This is a genomic window from Myxococcus sp. AM011, from assembly GCF_013372595.1.
GTDB lineage: Bacteria > Myxococcota > Myxococcia > Myxococcales > Myxococcaceae > Myxococcus > Myxococcus eversor.
In genome coordinates this window covers 1-16,580 of the sequence record NZ_JABXEM010000255.1, presented here as the reverse complement: position 1 = coordinate 16,580, position 16,580 = coordinate 1, and the positions used below count along the sequence as shown (strand labels likewise).

The window sequence follows — 16,580 nt, the reverse complement described above, 5'->3', positions numbered from 1 at the left end:
AGCGGGGCCCGGGCCTTGGGGGTAGACCGATGCTCGGGGCGTCGTCAGATTGCAGGGGCTTTCGTCATGAGGAGGACGTCATGTCGCACCGCAGCCGACTCGCGGGCTTCATCATCGATTGTGAAACCGGGGACGTGCGCTCCGCCGCCACCTTCTGGAGTCAGGCGCTGGGCCTCGGCGTGGGCGAGTTCGAAGTCGAGGGCGGCGCCGAATACGTGGGGCTCGAGAACACGCCCGTGGGGCTGAGCGTCGCGTTGCAGAAGGTCTCCCACCCCTCGCGTGTCCACCTGGACATCGAGGCGGATGACCAGGACGCGGAGGCCGCGCGCCTGGAAGCGCTGGGCGCGCGGCGCATCGGCTGGGTGAAACGCTGGTGGGTGATGGAGGCGCCCACGGGCCATCGCTTCTGCGTCGTCAAGATGCACCACCCGGACAAGGGCCCGCCGCCCACCGTCTGGGACTGAGCCGCGTCGCTGGGGGGGCGGGCTCAAAGCGCTCCGGCGACACTGGCGCGCAGGCGGCGGAGCCCCTCGTCGATGCCGTCCAACGTGAGCGCGCCGTAGCCCAGCACCCAGCCATGGCGCGTGGGCGTGCCGGCGAAGTAGGGGGAGAGCGCCTCCACGCCAACGCCCGCGGCTCGCGCCTGCCCGGTGAGCGTCCTCTCCAGCCGTGCGCCGCCCCGCGCGAAGGTCGCGCTCAGGTGCAGGCCCGCGACGGAGGGCAGCAGGCGCAGCCCGGAGCCGAAGTGGCGCGCGAGCCCTTCGGTGAGTCGCGCATGCCGGAGCTCGTACTCGCGTCGCGTCTTGCGCAGGTGGCGGGCCAGCATGCCGCTGTCGATGAAGCGCGCCAGGACGGCCTGGGCGGGGAGCTGGCTGTGCGAGTCCGACACCTGCTTCGCCAGGCCCAGCTCCCGCTGGAGAGACGGCGGCGCGACGAGGAAGCCCAGGCGCAGCGAGGGGAGCAGCACCTTGGAGAACGAGCCGACGTAGAGCACTCGCCCGGAGCGGTCCAGGGAATGGAGTGTCTCCAGTGGTCGGCCGCCGAAGCGGAACTCGCTGTCGTAGTCATCCTCGATGACCACCGCGTCCCGTTGGCGGGCCCAGTCGAGCAGCGCGCGCCTTCGCGGCGGTGACATCACGATGCCGAGCGGAAACTGGTGGGACGGCGTGACGTAGACGAGCCGTGCGTCGTCCGGCAGCGCGCTCACGTCGAGCCCCTCCGCGTCGACGGGCACGGGCACGACGCGGGCCCCGAGCGACTGGAACAGGAGGCGCGCGGGTGGGTAGCCCGGCTCCTCCACGGCGACGCAGTCCCCGGGCTCAAGCAGGACGCGCCCGATGAGGTCGAGCGCCTGCTGGGCGCCATGGGTGATGAGCACGTCGGTGGCGTCGGCGCGCACGCCTCGGGACACGCCGATGTGGCGCGCCACGGCCTCGCGCAGCTCGGGGTGTCCGAAGGGGTCCGCGTAGGCCGCCGTCATCGCCGAGGCGCGCAGCTGCCGCGCCATCAGCCGGCGCCAGGCCTCGAAGGGAAACAGCGTGGCGTCGGGGATGCCGACGCGGAAGTCATGGCGGGCAGGGGGCTCGGGCGGGCGAGGGGTGCGCAGCTCGCTCCAGATGGCCCGAGGGCGCAGCTTCACTCCAGCGGTGGCCCGGCCTCGGGGGGGATGCTCCCGAGGCGGAGCCTGGACGAAGCTGCCGGCCCGGGTGCGTCCCGTGAGCAGGCCCTCCGCGGCGAGCCACTCGTAGGCGACGCTCACCGTGTTGCGCGACACGCCCAGCCGCCGGGCCAGCTCGCGCGTGGGCGGCACCCGCTCTCCGCCGCGCAGGCGACCGTCGAGCATCTGCGCCCGAAGGCCTCGATATATCTGCCCCGCCAGGTCCCTGCGGTCCTTGAGGTCGACGTGAAGGTCCATGCCAGGGCCGTCCATAGGTTGGCCCAATGAGATTCGTCAAACCTGGACCTGTCGGAGGGCCATGGGTGGAGCACCCTGGGGGCACTTCTCAACCGCGCCCTGGAGCCGCCCCATGCGCCACGCCACGCCGCTGCTTGCTTCCCTCCCTGTCGACCCCGAGCGCATGTCCTGGGTGCCGATGGGCCCCCCTGGCCTCTCCTTCAAGCCCCTGCGCTTCTTCAAGGATGACGCTGGCTGGATGTACCTCTTCCGGCTGGAGCCCGGCACCGTCATTCCCCGCCACCGACACACGGGGGAGGTGCACGCCTTCAACCTCTCCGGGAAGCGCGAGCTGCTCGACACCGGCGACGTGGTGGGTCCTGGCGGCTACGTCTACGAGCCCCCGGGCAACACCGACAGTTGGAGGGTCATCGGTGATGAGCCGGTGGTGATTCTCATCAACGTGCGCGGCGCCGTCGAGTACCTGGACGCCGAGGGCCGCGTCACCAGGAGCGTCGGCTCCGCGGCCCGGCTGGAGACGTACCGACAGTGGTGCGCTGCGAACGGTGCGGAGTTCCTGGCCACCTTGGAATGAGGACGTCAGTGGTGGAGCTGGGCATCCACCGTGTCCAGCACGTCGCCGCCCTCGCCGGTGAAGACGAGCCTGGTCATCGCAAGGGCGAAGCCCGCCACCTGCTTCGCGGTGATTCGGGGCGGCATGGAGAGCGCGTGCGGATCCGTGACGACGTCGACCAGGGCGGGCCCCGGGTGTGAGAGGGCTCGCTCGAAGGCGCCGCGCACGTCCTCGGGGGCCTCCACGCGCTGCCCCATGACACCCATGGCCTCCGCCAGCTTCGCGAAGTTCGGGTTCACCAGGTCCGTCTCCGTGTCCGGGTAGCCCGACACCTGCATCTCCAACTTCACCATGCCCAGCGAACTGTTGTTGAAGATGACGACCTTCACCGGCAAGTCGTACTGCGCCAGGGTGAGGAAGTCGCCCATCAGCATGGCGAAGCCGCCGTCTCCGGACATGGAGATGACCTGTCGGCCCGGGTACAGGAGCTGCGCGCCAATGGCCTGCGGCAGCGCGTTGGCCATGGAGCCGTGCGTGAAGGAGCCGATGATGCGCCGCTCGGCCGTCGCGCGCAGGTAGCGGGCGGACCACACGTTGCACATGCCTGTGTCCACGGTGAAGACGGCGTTGTCGGCGGCCACCTCGTCGAGCATGGCGGCGACGAACTCCGGATGCAGCGGCCGGTGCGAGCCGACGTTGCGCACGTGGGAGTCCAGCTTGCGGCGCGCCTTGGCCAGTTCCTCCAGGGCGTTCTCCAGATGTCGGCGGTCCTCCTTCTGCTCCAGCCGGGGCAGCAGGGCGCGCAGCGTCTCCCGGACGTCGCCGCAGACGCCCAAATCCAGGCGCGAGCGGCGTCCCAGATGCTCCGGCCGCACGTCCACCTGGGCAATCTTGGGCTTCACGGGCATGAACGAGTCGTAGGGGAAGTCCGTGCCCAGCAGGAGCAGGACGTCGCACGCGTGCATCGCCTCGTACGCGGCGCCGTAGCCCAGCAGGCCCGTCATGCCCACGTCGTAGGGGTTGTCGTACGCCACCCACTCCTTGCCCCGGTACGCATGGCCCACGGGGGCCTGGAGCACCTTGGCCAGCGCGAGCACCTCCGCGTGGGCGCCCTTGCAGCCGCTGCCGCAGAACACCGTCACCCGCGAGGCCGAGTTGAGCAGCGCGGCGAGCTTGTCCAGCTCCGCGTCGACCGGACGCACCATGGGGGGAATGGTGGAGAAGGTGGAAGGGACGTCTTCGCCGGCGTCGAGCGCGGCGATGTCTCCAGGGAGTACCACGGCGGACACGCCGCCTTTCGCCAGCGCCGTCTGCGCCGCGAGCCGGAACAAGCGAGGGGTCTGCTTCGGGTTGGAGACCATCTCGCAGTAGTGGCTGCACTCGCGGAAGAGCAGCTCCGGGTGCGTCTCCTGGAAGTAGGAGGTGCCAATCTGGTCGCTGGGGATGTGAGAGACGAGCGCCAGCACGGGGGCGTAGCTGCGGTGGGCGTCATAGAGCCCGTTGATGAGGTGCAGGTGGCCCGGGCCGCAGCTCCCCGCGCACACCGCGAGCTTGCCGCTGAGCTGCGCTTCGGCGGAGGCGGCGAAGGCCCCGGACTCTTCATGCCGGATGCGGACCCAGCGCAGCTTGCCCTGGCTGCGGCGCACGGCGTCGGTGATGGGATTGAGGCTGTCACCGACGACGCCGTAGATGCGCTCCGCACCCGCGTCGATGAGCGTCTGGACGAGCGCATCCGCCACACTGGAGTGACTCATGGGGATGAAGCTGGGCGGCGCCAGGCCTCCAGACAACCCGAGTCAGCGAGGATGCAGGCGCTCTGCCGGTCGCCCCGGACGCGGGAGGGAATCCCGCGGCCAGGCGGCGCTACGGCCTACTCGTAACAGCTGCTCGCGATTTCGCGCAGCTCGACGATGCCCCACTCACTGGCGGGACACGCGTGGGCATATTCCAGGGCCTCATCGCGCGTCTTGCAGTTGAGGAGGAAGAAGCCGCCGATGATTTCCTTCGACTCGGTGAAGGGACCGTCGCTCACCGTGCGCTTGCCGCCGTAGTTCTCGATGCGTACCGCGTTGTCGTCGGACTTGAGCGCCTCGCCCGTGATGAGCACGCCATTGGTTCGGAGCTTCTCCTGGAAGGCCATCATCCGAGCGTAGGCGGCCTGGCCCTCTTCCATTGGCCGGGCCTGGCGCTTCCCCGGGGCCTCCATCATCAGCAGCATGAATGACATCGCGCTCCCTCCTTTTTGAGAGCCATGACTTTACGCCAGCCCCATGACACGGCGTCGAGCCACCGCGCGCGTGTTGCTCGCTCTCCATCGCTTCGTCGCCAGTCGCACGGTGCGTTTTCCATTCGGGTGGACCGGCCCGCTTTTCCCTGTCCGGTATCCGACGGGTGTGGACCCGCCGCCGCACCATGGGTGAGAGAAGACCGCGCGACACGAACGGTGTTCCTCGGTGGTTGACCGCGCGCGTCGGAGAGGAGAGCTTCCGGGGCGATGAGCGCTGGCCCTGACCTCTTCTCCGCTTCCGTCGACGTGAATCGCTTCGCTCCCCTCGCGGAGAGGATGCGGCCACGCACTCCCGATGAGTTCATCGGTCAGTCCCACCTGCTGGGCCCCGGAGGACCGCTGCGGCGGTTGATGGAGCGCAAGCAGATTGTCTCCTCGCTGTTCTGGGGACCGCCCGGCGTGGGCAAGACGACGCTGGCGCGCATGCTGGCCTCCAGCGTCGACGCGGAGCTGGTCATCCTGTCGGCCGTGTCGGACGGCATTCCGCGCATCCGCGAAGTCGTGGCGGAGGCCGAGCGCGCGCGCAACCAGTACTCGCGCCGCACGGTGCTCTTCGTCGACGAAATCCACCGCTGGGCGAAGAACGTCCAGGAGCAGGCGCTGCCGCACGTGGAGAGCGGCCTGTTCGTCCTGTTGGGCGCGACGACGGAGAACGTCAGCTTCGAGGTGCGCCCCGCGCTCGTCAGCCGGTGTCGTGTCTTCCAGCTCCAGGAGCTGACGCTCGCGGACATCCAGGGCGCGCTCCAGCGGGCACTCACCGACGAGAAGCGCGGGCTGGGCAAGCGCAAGCTGAACGTGGGCGAGGACACGCTCGCGCTGCTGGCGAGGGGTGGGGCGGGGGACGTGCGCAAGGCGCTGGGCGCGCTGGAGATGGCCGCGGGGCTGACGGCGGACGGTGGCGAAATCACCGTGGACACGGCGCGCGAGGCGGTGGGCACGGGGCTTTCGCGGCACGACAAGGATGGAGACCAGCACTACGACTTGCTGAGCGCGCTCCAGAAGTCCTGCCGGGGCTCCAACGCGCAGGGCGCCATCTTCTGGGCGGCGAAGCTGCTGCAGACCGGGGACGTGGTGTCGCTGTGGCGCAGGCTCAAGGTCATCGCCGTGGAGGACGTGGGCATGGCGATGCCGGAGGCCATCACCATCGTCCGGGCGTGCGAGGAGGGCTTCCACTCCACGGGCATGCCGGAGGGGCGGCTGTTCGTCGCGCATGCCGTCGTCACGCTGGCCACCGCGCGCAAGAGCAACCGCGCCTATGCCGCGATGAACGCCGCGCTCGCCGCGCTGGAGGAGCACCCCAACGCGGCGCCGCCGCTGCCGCTGCGCAACGCGCCCACGGATTTGATGAAGGAGCTGGGGCACGGCAAGGGCTACACGCCGCCCTGGGACTTCAAGGACCACTACGCCCCGGGGCAGACGTACCTGCCCGCGCCGCTGGAGCGCTCCGTCTTCTACCGTCCGAGCAAGGAGGGCTACGAGGCGGAGGTCCACGAGCGCATGAGCCACTGGTGGCGCGAGGACAAGGCCAGCCGGGACGAGTAGTCACGGACCGGAAGTCAACGGGACGCGGGTCGGTGTGGGCACCCCTCGCAACACACGGCACACTGTGGCCGTTGGGCACCTGTCGCCCCCGCGAGTGTTCTCTTCGTCCGGGCGCGGGCCGTCCTTGCATCGCCGGATGAGGGTGCTCTATTCCGCCGCGTGACGGTCTCCGAGAAACATCGTGCCATCGAAGCGGTCTGGCGAATCGAGTCCGCTCGGCTCATCGCCGGTCTGACGCGCATGGTGCGTGACGTCGGGCTCGCCGAGGAGCTCGCGCAGGACGCGCTGGTTGCCGCGCTGGAGCGCTGGCCCACGGCAGGCATCCCGGACAACCCGGGCGCGTGGTTGATGGCCACCGCCAAGCGGCGCGCCATCGACGAGCTTCGCCGGGGCAAGCGCGTCGAGCGCAAGCACGAGGAGCTGGGCCACGAGTTGGAGTCGGACCAGGAATACGGCGCGCCGGACCTGGACGCGGCGCTCGACAACGAGGTGGGCGACGACCTGCTGCGCCTGATGTTCATCGCCTGCCACCCCATCCTGTCGACGGAGGCCCGCGTCGCGCTCACCCTGCGGCTGCTCGGGGGCCTGACGACGGAGGAGATTGCTCGCGCGTTCCTGGTGCCGTCCACCACCGTCGCCCAGCGCATCGTCCGGGCGAAGCGCACGCTCTCCGAGGAGAAGGTGCCCTTCGAGCTGCCCCGGGGCGAGGAGCTCGCGGTCCGCCTGTCGTCGGTGCTGGAGGTCATCTACCTCGTCTTCAACGAGGGCTACTCCGCGACGGCGGGCGACGACTGGATGCGGCCGGAGCTGTGCGCGGACGCGCTGCGGCTAGGACGCATCCTCGCGGAGCTCGCGTCCCAGGAGCCGGAGGTCCACGGGCTCGTCGCGCTGATGGAGATTCAAGCGTCACGCTCGCGGGCCCGCGTGGGGCCCAACGGTCAGCCCGTGCTGCTGCTCGAACAGAACCGCGCGCTCTGGGACCAGCTCCTCATCCGCCGCGGGCTCGCGGCGCTGGAGCGCGCGGAGAAGCTGGGCGGGGCGCAGGGGCCGTATGCGTTGCAGGCCGCGCTCGCCGCGTGTCATGCCCGCGCGCGTCAGCCAGAGGATACGGACTGGGCGCGCATCGCGTCGCTGTACGCGGTGCTCGGGCGGCTCACCCCGTCGCCCGTCGTGGAGCTGAACCGCGCGGTGGCGCTGTCGATGGCGTATGGCCCCGCCGCCGGACTGGCGGTGGTGGACACGCTGACCTCGGAGCCCTCGCTCGCCCACTATCATCTGCTGCCCAGCGTGCGCGGAGACCTGCTGCGCAAGCTGGGCCGCTTCGACGAAGCCCGGAAGGAGTTCGAGCGGGCGGCCACGCTCACCCGCAACGTGCGCGAACAGGCCCTGCTCCTGGACCGCGCCGCCGCCTGCGCTCGCAAGGAGGCGTGAGCGCCAGGACGCGTACTCTCGCGGAAATCTTCCGCGACGCCTGGAGCCGAAGCGTTGACCGTCGTGCGCAAGCAGCCGCTCGTCCCGGGTGACGTGGCTCCAGGGCCGCCGTGCGGGGGAGTTGGACTACCCTGTGCGCATGTGCCGGAACATCAAACCCCTGTTCAACTTCTCGCCCCCCGCCACGGATGACGACATCCGCGCGGCGGCCTTGCAGTTCGTCCGGAAGATCGCCGGGACGCGCAAGCCGTCGAAGCAGAACGCCGACGCGTTCGAGGTCGCCGTCGAGGAAATCTACCGAAGCTCGAAGCGGATGCTGGACGGGCTGGTGGCGACGACGCCCCCGAGAGACAGGGTGCGGTTCGAGGCACTGAAGAAGCTGCGCTACAAGAAGGCAGAGGCCGGCTGAAGTCCCGCGCCGCCTTCGAGCAAGCGCTGACCGACTGTTCCCACGCAGTGCACACGGCGCATGCGGCCGAGGCTGGCCCTTGCGTCCTGAGGTCGTCCGATGAAGCGGTCCTCGTGGTGGTCCGTGGTGGTTGTCGCCTCGCTGCTCGAAGTGGGTTGTGGAAGCGGGAGTCCGGAGGCGCCTGAAGCCAGTGCGCCCGCGAGTGCCACCGGGGCGCTCGCATGCAACACGCGCATCACCTACGGAGACCGGTGGATTCATTCCGCGGGTCACCCCGGCTATGACATCGCCGCGGACCTGGTGACGTGGGATGGCGTCTGCGTCAACGAGGGCACCAACTCCTACGCCGTGCTCTCCAACGGCTGGAAGCCGTACTTCACGGGCCACAACGGCTGTGTGATGGCGCTCGACACCACCTGCCCCGGCGCGGGGGCCTGCGCCACGCGCGTCACATACGGCGCCGCGTGGCTGCATCCGGCGAACCACCCCGCGCAGTACGACGACGTCGGGGGCCGCGTGTATTGGGACAGGGCCTGTGTGAACGCGTCCCCCAACTCCCACGCCGTGCTGTCGAACGGCTGGGGGCCCTACTTCTCGGGAGCGAATGCGTGCGGCATGTCCTTCCGCTACACGGGCTGCGGCGGCCTGTACCAGAACCCCGTCGTCGCCGTGGACTGCGCGGACCCGGGCGTCATCCACGACGGCACCCGCTATGTGGCCGCGTGCACGTCCGGCGGCGCGGCCAGCGCCTTCCCGCTGCGCGTCTCCACGGACCTGGTGACGTGGACGGGCGCGGGCTCCATCTTCCCCTCGGGGACTCGGCCGTCGTGGGCCTCCGGTGACTTCTGGGCGCCGGAAATCCACCGCGTGGGCAGCCGCTTCATCGCCTACTACACGGCGCGCCACACGGACGGGAAGCTGTCCATCGGCGCCGCCACGTCCACCAGCGCGCTGGGCCCCTTCACGGACTTGGGCAGGCCCCTCATCCACGACGCGGGCATGGGGATGATTGACGCCACGTTCTTCACGGACACCGCGGGGACGGGGTACCTGGTGTGGAAGGCGGATGGGAACGCGGTGGGCCAGCCCACGCCCATCTACGGCCAGGCGCTCTCAGCGGACGGCCTGTCGCTGGTGGGGACGCGCCGCACGCTCATCACCAACAACCTCGGCTGGGAGGGCGGCGTGGTGGAGGCGCCCTGGGTCGTCGCGCGCGGCGGCTATTACTACCTCTTCTACAGTGGTAACGCGTACTACAACAGCACCTACGCCGTGGGAGTCGCTCGGGCCACCAGTCCGCTGGGGCCGTACACCAAGGCGGGTTCACCCATCCTCGCGACAGGAGGCGGCTGGGTGGGGCCGGGCCACAACTCCGTGGTGAATGGACCAGGAGGCGACACGGTCATGGTCTACCACGCGTGGAACAATGCTCACACCGCGCGGGTCATGCTCGTGGATGCCATCACCTGGCCGGACGGCTGGCCCGCGGTGCCGGAGGCTCCCTCGGCGGGCTCGCGTCCCCGGCCGTAGCCTCGGGGCGGTTGGAGGGGGCACGGCGCACCGTGCCCCCTTCCGGCGTCAGGACATCCCGGCGGAGGTGTTGAGCGAGGCCTCGGGGGCCTCGACCTTCTGGGGCCCCAGGGCGGAGCGCTGCAGCCAGCCCGCGAGGCCCAGCAACACGAGCCCGGACGTGCGCAGCGTGCGGAGCAGCTCCGCGGCGTGCGCCCCGTCACCGGGGAGCAGCGGGGCCAGCCACACGCGCGCGTCATAGAGCAGCCACGTGGCGCCGGACAGGCCCATGGCCCACCACACCCAGGCCAGCTTCCCGCCGCGCAGCATGTACGCCACGCTCAGGATGGGGGCGACCAGGAAGATGGTCGTCATGTCCGCCAGCGTCGACACCGCGCTGATGACCGCCGAGGGCAGGGAGATGGCGCCGGAGGCGAAGTTGCGCATCTCCGTGAAGAGCGAGGGGATGCCCACCGCCAGCGCCGCGAGGGTCGTCGCCGCCCACAGCGCCTTCGTGCGAGGGCTGGAGGGAGGCTGGAGGCCGGACTTCCGGTAGGTCATCGCCAGGAGGATGAGCGCGTAGACGGTGGCGTTGTTGGCCAGCACCACGGCGACCATGCGGTAGGGCAGAAGCGGCGAGGACGTGAAGGGCACGTCCGGCACCGTGTGCAGCCAGTAGCTGCGCAAGGCCGCGCTGACCAGGGACAGGGCGGCTCCCGCCGTGAGCCCGCCCCACACCTTGCGCAGGTAGTCTCCGGAGACGAACGAACTCGCCGCGGCGAACGTGCCGGCGACGGCGAGCAGGCCGCTCACCCAGCCCGCGACGTCATGCACCAGCCCCACCCGCTCGGGCGCCGCCGTCGCGACGGCGATGAGGTGCGCCAACTGGAGCGCGATGACGGCGCCGAACCACGGCGCGACGGAGGTGGAACGCGCGGAAGCGGGGCTCATCGCGCCTTCTCCAGCGAGGTGGCGATTTCCGCGAGGATGACCTTGGCGTGCAGCGCGCCAATGAAGGTGTTGAGCATCGGCTTGAGGCCTTCGAGCAGTTGCGGGATGTCCTGGAGGGTGACCTGCTCCGGCGGGCGCTTCAGCGCGCGCAGCGCCGCCGTGTGGATGGCCATCTTCGCGGTGAAGCCTCCGAGCAGGGGTTCGAGGTGACGCACGAGAATGTCGTGCCAGCCAGTGGGGGCGGTCTGGGAGGACGAGGTGAGAATCGCGAACGCTCCTGGTGAGGAGTTCCAGGGTAGAGCGAATCCCGAAGACATACGAGAGGCCCGTCCGAGCCTCTCGTCGATTGAGTCCTGTTGTACCTGGATTGCAGAGAGCACCTGTCTTGAGAGTGACAACAGGTGTAGGGGGTGAGGACGCCGCGTGCTGCGCCCGGCCGCCGGATGTCCGAGCAGGCATCCGGCGGTCAATGTGGGACGGACGGACGGACGGACGGCTCAGGCCTTGATGTATCGCTCGAAGACGAAGCCGAAGTCCTTCACCCAGTACTTCTGCTGCGCGCCGGCGAGCCAGGCGAAGGCGGCCTGGTTGAGTTCCTTGAAGGACTCGACGATGGGGGCGGGGCCCGCCTGTCCGCGGCCGAGCGTGGTGGAGGCCACCTCCAGGCTCGTCTTCGCGTGGCTGAGCGCCAGTTCGTTCTCGTGCATCAGCTCGGAGATGCGGAACAGGGCCTTGTAGAGGTCCTTCACCTGCTCCAGGTGCTTCTTGTGCACGTCGATGGAGAAGTCCCGTGCGCCCAGGCGGAACTTGATTTCGACGTCCATGTCGATGGTGCCCGCCGTCTCCAGCATGACGTTCGAGATGGGGTTGGAGCTGTACGTGAAGCGGCGCAGCATGCGCTTCTTGCTGGCGGCGCTGGTGCCGTCGAGGTGGACGAGCGCCTTGTTGGTGAAACAGTACTCGTCGGACTTGGACTTGATGATGAAGAAGATCTTCTCCTGGTCCTCGTGCATCACATAGTCGTCGGAGTCCACCTTGTCGTAGTCCGCGGTGGCGATGACGGAACCGATATCACTGAGGCCGAGCGCGTCTGCGGCGAGCTTCCCGAACATGTCGAATCTCCCTGGGTGTGGTGTGCAGCGAGGTGGAACCGCGTGGCCCGTGTCGGGCCCCGGGCGAGCATAGGGGACGGCCCCGTCAGAGGTCGAAGCGAATGCCCTGCGCCAGGGGCAGCGCGTCGGAGTAGTTCAGGGTGTTGGTCTGCCGCCGCATGTATGCCTTCCACGCGTCGGAGCCGGACTCGCGGCCGCCGCCGGTGTCCTTCTCGCCACCGAAGGCGCCGCCAATCTCCGCGCCGGAAGTCCCGATGTTGACGTTGGCGATGCCGCAGTCGGAGCCGGAGGCGGACAGGAACTTCTCCGCGCTCTGCAGGTCCCGGGTGAACACGGACGACGACAGGCCCTGGGGCACGCCGTTCTGGAAGGTGATGGCCTCGTCCAGCGTCCGGTACGGCATGACGTAGAGGATGGGCGCGAAGGTCTCCGTCTGGACCCATGCATCCGTGGGCTTCACGCTGGTGATGAGCGTGGGTTGCACGAAGTTTCCCGGGCGCTCCAGCGCCTTGCCTCCGCTGACGATGCGGGCCCCCGCCGCGCGCGCCTGTTCCACGGTCGCCTCGAAGCGCTGCACGGCGGCCTTGTCGATGAGCGGGCCCATCAGGGTGCCCGGCTCCAGCGGGTCGCCGATGCGCGTCTCCACCTGGGCATACGCGGTGGCGAGCTTCCCCAGCACGTCGTCGAAGATGGACTCATGGACGAAGAGCCGGCGCGTGGTGGTGCAGCGCTGGCCCGCGGTGCCCACCGCGCCGAAGACGATGGCGGGAATCGCCAGCTTCAGGTCGGCGGTGGCGTCCACGATGATGGCGTTGTTGCCGCCCAGCTCCAGCAGGCTCCGTCCCAGTCGCTGTGCCACGCGCACGCCCACCTGGCGTCCGACGGCGGAGGAGCCGGTGAAGCTCACCAGCGCGACGCGCGGGTCCTCCACCAGGCGCTCGGCGCGCGCGGTGCCCGCGGCGTTGAGCAGGAAGAAGACCTCCGGGAAGCCGCCCGCCTTCAGCGCGGCGTTGCAGATGCGCGTCGAGGCGATGGCCGTCAGCGGCGTCTTGGGCGAGGGCTTCCAGATGGACACGTCCCCGCACACGGCGGCGATGAACGCGTTCCAGGACCAGACGGCCACGGGGAAGTTGAAGGCGCTGATGATGCCCACCAGGCCCAGCGGATGCCATTGCTCGTACATCCGGTGGCCCGGGCGCTCGGAGTGCATCGTCAGGCCATAGAGCATGCGCGACTGGCCCACGGCGAAGTCGGCGATGTCGATCATCTCCTGCACCTCGCCGTCGCCCTCGGCCTTCACCTTGCCCATCTCCAGCGCGACGAGCGAGCCGAGCGCGTCCTTGTGCTTTCGCAGGGCCTCGCCGCACAACCGGATGGCCTCGCCACGCCGGGGGGCGGGCAGCGCGCGCCACGCCACGAAGGCCTGGGCGGCGGCGTGCATCAGCTTCTCCTGGTCCTCCGCGCTCGCGGACGACACGGTCGCCAGGCGCTGGCCATTGGAGGGATTGAAGACCTCCAGGGCGGGCTCGGAAGCGGAGCCGGCCCACTCGCCGTGACCGAGATAGCTGCCAGGGTTGTGCTCGGTCAGGCCGAGCGCGTCGAGGGTGGGGTGGAGCATGGGCGACTTCCTACAACGTCGGGGGCTTCCTGGCGACCGGTGGCGCGGGTGGGCGGCCCGGCTGCGTGAGCACCCAGTCCACGAAGGTCCGCGCCGCGGCCCGGAGCCGACGGTGGGATGGGTAGACGACGAAGTAGGAGTAGCGCGTGGGCAGCGGAGGACCGGGCAGTCGGACGAGACTCCCGTTGGCGAGGAAGGGCTCGGAGACCTTGTCGCGCGCGAGCGCCGCGCCCAGTCCACGCGCGGAGGCGAGCAGCGCGTTGGTGGTGTCGCTGAACTCGTGGCGCACGTCGATGCGCGCGCCGTGCACCCCGGCGGCGCGGAACCAGTCCTGCCACGACTGCCGCGCCAGGTCCCCCACGAGCGGCAGCTTCTGGATGTCCGCCGGGGCCGACACGTGCTCGACCCCGGGCAGGTCCGGGGACGCCACCGGGAACATGGCGTCCGGCATCAGGTGATGGGCGGTCATCCCCGGCCAGTGACCCAGGCCATAGCGGATGCCCACGTCAGGCCCTCCCTCGTCGAAGCGCGTCAGCGCCATCTCCGTGTCGACGCGGATGCGCACGTGCGGGTGGGCCGATGCGAAGTCCGGCAGGCGCGGCAGCAGCCAGGTGTGGGCCAGCGAGTGCATGGTGGTGAGGCGCACGCGGTGGCGCTCCTCCCGGGTGTCTCCCAGCTCGCGCACCACGTCGTCGATGTCCGCCAGCGCGCCCCCCGCGGCGTCGGCGAGCTGACGGCCCTCCATCGTCAGGGACACGCCGCGCGCATGCCGCTCGAAGAGGGTGACGCCGAGCAGTCCCTCCAGCTTGCGCACGTGGTGGCTGACCGCGCTGGCCGTCAGGTGCAGCTCCTCCGCCGCATGGGCGAAGTTCTGGTGGCGCGCGGCCGCCTCGAAGGCCGCCAGGGCCGGGAGCCAGGCCGAGGGAAGGGGCATGCGAGCCTCAAATCATATTTGTGGCTGCCCTCAAAACCATGAGGTTGTGACAGGAGGGGGCCGGGAGCAGAAAGAGGGCAGACCGGCGTCAGATTCGTGCCTTGCGTCACCCTGGTGGACCGTCCGATGAACTCTCCCGCTCTTGTCCGTCCCGTCGTTCCCGCCCTGTCCGGCGCCTGGCTCACCCCGCTGGAGTTGGGGTTGCTGGGGGCCATCTGGGGCTCCTCCTTCATGTTCATGCGCATCGCCGCGCCTGACTTCGGGGCCCTGCCGCTCGTCTCGGTGCGGCTGGTGCTGGGGGCGCTCGTGCTGATGCCCTTCCTCTTGCGCCACCGCGCGGCCTTCACGCCCTCGCTCTGGCCGAAGCTGGCGCTGGTGGGCGCGCTCAACGCGGCGGCGCCCTTCGCCCTCTTCGCCTGGGCCGCGCAGCGTGCGCCCGCGGGCATCAGCGCCATCGCCAACAGCATGACGGTGCTCTTCACCGCGCTGGTGGCCTTCCTCTTCTACGGCGAGCGCATCGGCGGACGGCGGGCGGTGGCGCTCGTCATGGGCTTCGCCGGCGTGGTGGTGCTCGCCAGCGGCAAGATCGCCGGAAGCAGCCCTGGCCTCGCGGTGGCGGCGGGCGTGTCCGCGGCCTTCTTCTACGGCGTCTCGGCGAACCTGGTGAAGAGGCACCTCACGGGCCTGCCGGCGGGCGCGGTCGCCGCGGCCACGCTGGGCTGCGCCGCGCTGCTGACGTTGCCGTTCGCCGTGGCCTCCTGGCCGTCCCAGCCCATCCGGGGCGTGTCCTGGTTGTCGGCCGTCGCGCTCGGCGTGCTCTGCACCGGGGCGGGGTATGCGCTGTACTACCGGCTCATCCAGCGGATTGGCGCGCCCCGCGCCGTCACCGTGACGTACCTGCTGCCGCTGTTCGGCGTGGCCTGGGCGTGGGTGCTGCTGGACGAGCCGGTGACGCTCACCATGGCCGCCGCGGGCACGCTCATCCTGGGCAGCGTCGCGCTGAGCCAGCGGAAGCCCTCCTGAGGGAAGGGCTCCGCCGGCCCGGCTCGGAGTGGCTCGGCTCAGGGACAGCCGGAGCTGACCTGGAGCGCGTCGTAGGCCATCCACCCGTTGCGCTTGGTTCCGGTGGTGGCCGCGATGACATAGCCATACAGGAACTTCATCTCCCCCGACTGCTGGCGATAGCGGCCCGCGCTGTCCTGGACCCAGAGGGGGATGTCGATGGAGGGAACGCCATGCTCCGTGGGCACGTCCAGGCGCTGGAACTTGGTGCCCGCGGGGAAGTGGTCCACCGCCGGTCCGCCCAGGGCCATGCCCGGGACGTTGAAGACGAGGTTGACCGAGCGCTGCCCGTTGGCGCGCACCAGCGGCAGGTAGTCTCCGGCGCGCTCGTGCGTCGCGTCGCTGTCGTAGACGACCTTCTTGAGCTCCAGCACCGGGTCATGTGAGTTGCGCACGGCGTAGCAGCCCAGCTTGTCCAGTCCCGCGCCCAGGGCGGAGACGTGGCCGACCTTCTGCTCGAAGGACGTGCGGCCCAGGATGCTGGAGATGGGCAGCCACCCCGCGCTCGAGTTGGACGTCGACACCGCGAAGGCGTACGGCTCTCCGGCGAACGTGCGCGTCTGCCCGTAGTTGAAGGCGGCGCTGGTGCGCGTGTTCGTCCCCACCACGGTGCCGTTGCCGTCCCGGATGGGAACCCCTGTCGTAAGGCCCCAGTTGTCGTCCGCCGGGTCGTTGGTGGGGACGCGGTTGCCTCCGTTCACCTGCAGCTTGCAGTTGTAGCCGCTCACCAGGCAGTAGCCGCCATTCACCCCGGAGAAGGCCGCCTGCTCCCGCGTCGACAGCGCTCCCTCCGTGTCCCCGCCGTCGAGGGAGCTGGCGCCTCCACAGGCGGCGGTCGTGCACAGCAGGAAACCGAGACTCGTGAAAATCAGTTTTCGCATATCAATCGGAAATAATGGAAAGTCCGTGTCGTCGTCAATGCGCGCTTCGTCGAGCGCGTGCGTCATGCGGAGAAGTCAGACAGTGGACATGTCGCGCCGTGTTTCAGGGGCCCGAGGCTCGACAGGGCCTGGTGTATGGGATTGCGACGAGGAGGGGCGTCGCATTGTCATTGCGCGAGCCTTCGCGCTTCCCATGCGAGGGGGTAGTCTGGCGGGGAGATGGCCCGCCCCACCGAAGTCCCTGTCCCCCCGCGCCGCTTCCATGACGAGCCGCTCGTCCTCATCCTGCGCCACCTGAAGGAGACGCTCGCGGGAGAGGGCAGGGTGCGCATCGAGGTGCCGGACCCGGACCTGGGTCGAGGCTCCTATCCGGGGG

16 protein-coding genes are annotated in these 16,580 nt (G+C 69.8%); 7 read left to right on the top strand and 9 right to left on the bottom strand.

The annotated features are described in order from the left end of the window. Positions 1-80: 80 nt before the first annotated feature. The gene (locus tag HUW62_RS37400) at positions 81-464 is read left to right on the top strand and encodes a VOC family protein (RefSeq protein ID WP_163867569.1); all 384 of its coding nucleotides are present in this window, start codon (positions 81-83) and stop codon (positions 462-464) included. Positions 465-487: 23 nt separating this feature from the next. Here the strand turns inward: HUW62_RS37400 and HUW62_RS37395 are convergent, their stop codons facing one another. Continuing rightward, entirely contained in the window at positions 488-1,915 is a 1,428-nt protein-coding gene (locus HUW62_RS37395; protein ID WP_176437135.1) for a PLP-dependent aminotransferase family protein, read from the bottom strand. Between the two features lie 112 nt (positions 1,916-2,027). Here HUW62_RS37395 and HUW62_RS37390 point away from each other — a divergent pair, with 112 nt between their 5' ends. Further along, entirely contained in the window at positions 2,028-2,489 is a 462-nt protein-coding gene (locus HUW62_RS37390) for a 2,4'-dihydroxyacetophenone dioxygenase family protein (protein WP_176437134.1), read from the top strand. A gap of 5 nt (positions 2,490-2,494) precedes the next feature. Here the strand turns inward: HUW62_RS37390 and poxB are convergent, their stop codons facing one another. Together poxB and HUW62_RS37380 are read right to left on the bottom strand one after the other, a co-directional pair. Next, positions 2,495-4,222, bottom strand: coding sequence for a ubiquinone-dependent pyruvate dehydrogenase (gene poxB, locus HUW62_RS37385; RefSeq protein ID WP_163867572.1), 1,728 nt, complete (start codon positions 4,220-4,222; stop codon positions 2,495-2,497). A 116-nt stretch (positions 4,223-4,338) separates the two neighbouring features. Continuing rightward, positions 4,339-4,695 (bottom strand): YciI family protein, encoded by a 357-nt coding sequence (locus HUW62_RS37380; protein WP_163867573.1) that lies wholly within the window; start codon positions 4,693-4,695, stop codon positions 4,339-4,341. Positions 4,696-4,962: 267 nt separating this feature from the next. Here HUW62_RS37380 and HUW62_RS37375 point away from each other — a divergent pair, with 267 nt between their 5' ends. The 4 genes from HUW62_RS37375 to HUW62_RS37360 all read left to right on the top strand — a co-directional run bounded on the left by HUW62_RS37375 (position 4,963) and on the right by HUW62_RS37360 (position 9,667). After that, positions 4,963-6,297 carry a replication-associated recombination protein A gene (locus HUW62_RS37375; protein WP_163867574.1) on the top strand — a complete coding sequence of 445 codons (1,335 nt, stop codon included), beginning with the start codon at positions 4,963-4,965 and terminating at the stop codon, positions 6,295-6,297. Between the two features lie 159 nt (positions 6,298-6,456). Further along, positions 6,457-7,728, top strand: coding sequence for an RNA polymerase sigma factor (locus HUW62_RS37370; protein WP_163867575.1), 1,272 nt, complete (start codon positions 6,457-6,459; stop codon positions 7,726-7,728). A gap of 139 nt (positions 7,729-7,867) precedes the next feature. After that, complete coding sequence (locus HUW62_RS37365) at positions 7,868-8,137, top strand: DUF2277 domain-containing protein (protein ID WP_163867576.1); 270 nt, start codon at positions 7,868-7,870, stop codon at positions 8,135-8,137. Positions 8,138-8,236: 99 nt separating this feature from the next. Beyond that, the gene (locus tag HUW62_RS37360) at positions 8,237-9,667 is read left to right on the top strand and encodes a glycoside hydrolase family 43 protein (RefSeq protein ID WP_163867577.1); all 1,431 of its coding nucleotides are present in this window, start codon (positions 8,237-8,239) and stop codon (positions 9,665-9,667) included. 48 nt (positions 9,668-9,715) lie between these two features. Here the strand turns inward: HUW62_RS37360 and HUW62_RS37355 are convergent, their stop codons facing one another. From HUW62_RS37355 to HUW62_RS37335, 5 genes are all read right to left on the bottom strand, one after another. Next, positions 9,716-10,597, bottom strand: coding sequence for a hypothetical protein (locus tag HUW62_RS37355; protein ID WP_163867578.1), 882 nt, complete (start codon positions 10,595-10,597; stop codon positions 9,716-9,718). Next, on the bottom strand, positions 10,594-10,812 hold the full coding sequence (locus HUW62_RS37350; protein WP_163867579.1) for a hypothetical protein: 219 nt from the start codon (positions 10,810-10,812) through the stop codon (positions 10,594-10,596). Before HUW62_RS37350 ends, HUW62_RS37355 begins: the two co-directional genes overlap by 4 nt. A gap of 282 nt (positions 10,813-11,094) precedes the next feature. Further along, positions 11,095-11,709 (bottom strand): PH domain-containing protein, encoded by a 615-nt coding sequence (locus HUW62_RS37345; protein ID WP_163867580.1) that lies wholly within the window; start codon positions 11,707-11,709, stop codon positions 11,095-11,097. An 85-nt stretch (positions 11,710-11,794) separates the two neighbouring features. Beyond that, entirely contained in the window at positions 11,795-13,327 is a 1,533-nt protein-coding gene (locus tag HUW62_RS37340; RefSeq protein ID WP_176437133.1) for an aldehyde dehydrogenase family protein, read from the bottom strand. 10 nt (positions 13,328-13,337) lie between these two features. Beyond that, positions 13,338-14,261, bottom strand: coding sequence for a LysR substrate-binding domain-containing protein (locus HUW62_RS37335; RefSeq protein ID WP_176437132.1), 924 nt, complete (start codon positions 14,259-14,261; stop codon positions 13,338-13,340). Between the two features lie 126 nt (positions 14,262-14,387). Here HUW62_RS37335 and HUW62_RS37330 point away from each other — a divergent pair, with 126 nt between their 5' ends. Continuing rightward, positions 14,388-15,284 carry a DMT family transporter gene (locus HUW62_RS37330; RefSeq protein WP_163867583.1) on the top strand — a complete coding sequence of 299 codons (897 nt, stop codon included), beginning with the start codon at positions 14,388-14,390 and terminating at the stop codon, positions 15,282-15,284. Positions 15,285-15,322: 38 nt separating this feature from the next. On the opposite strand, the gene HUW62_RS37325 is transcribed toward HUW62_RS37330, so the two are convergent. Continuing rightward, entirely contained in the window at positions 15,323-16,204 is an 882-nt protein-coding gene (locus HUW62_RS37325) for a hypothetical protein (RefSeq protein WP_163867584.1), read from the bottom strand. Between the last annotated feature and the right edge of the window lie 376 nt (positions 16,205-16,580).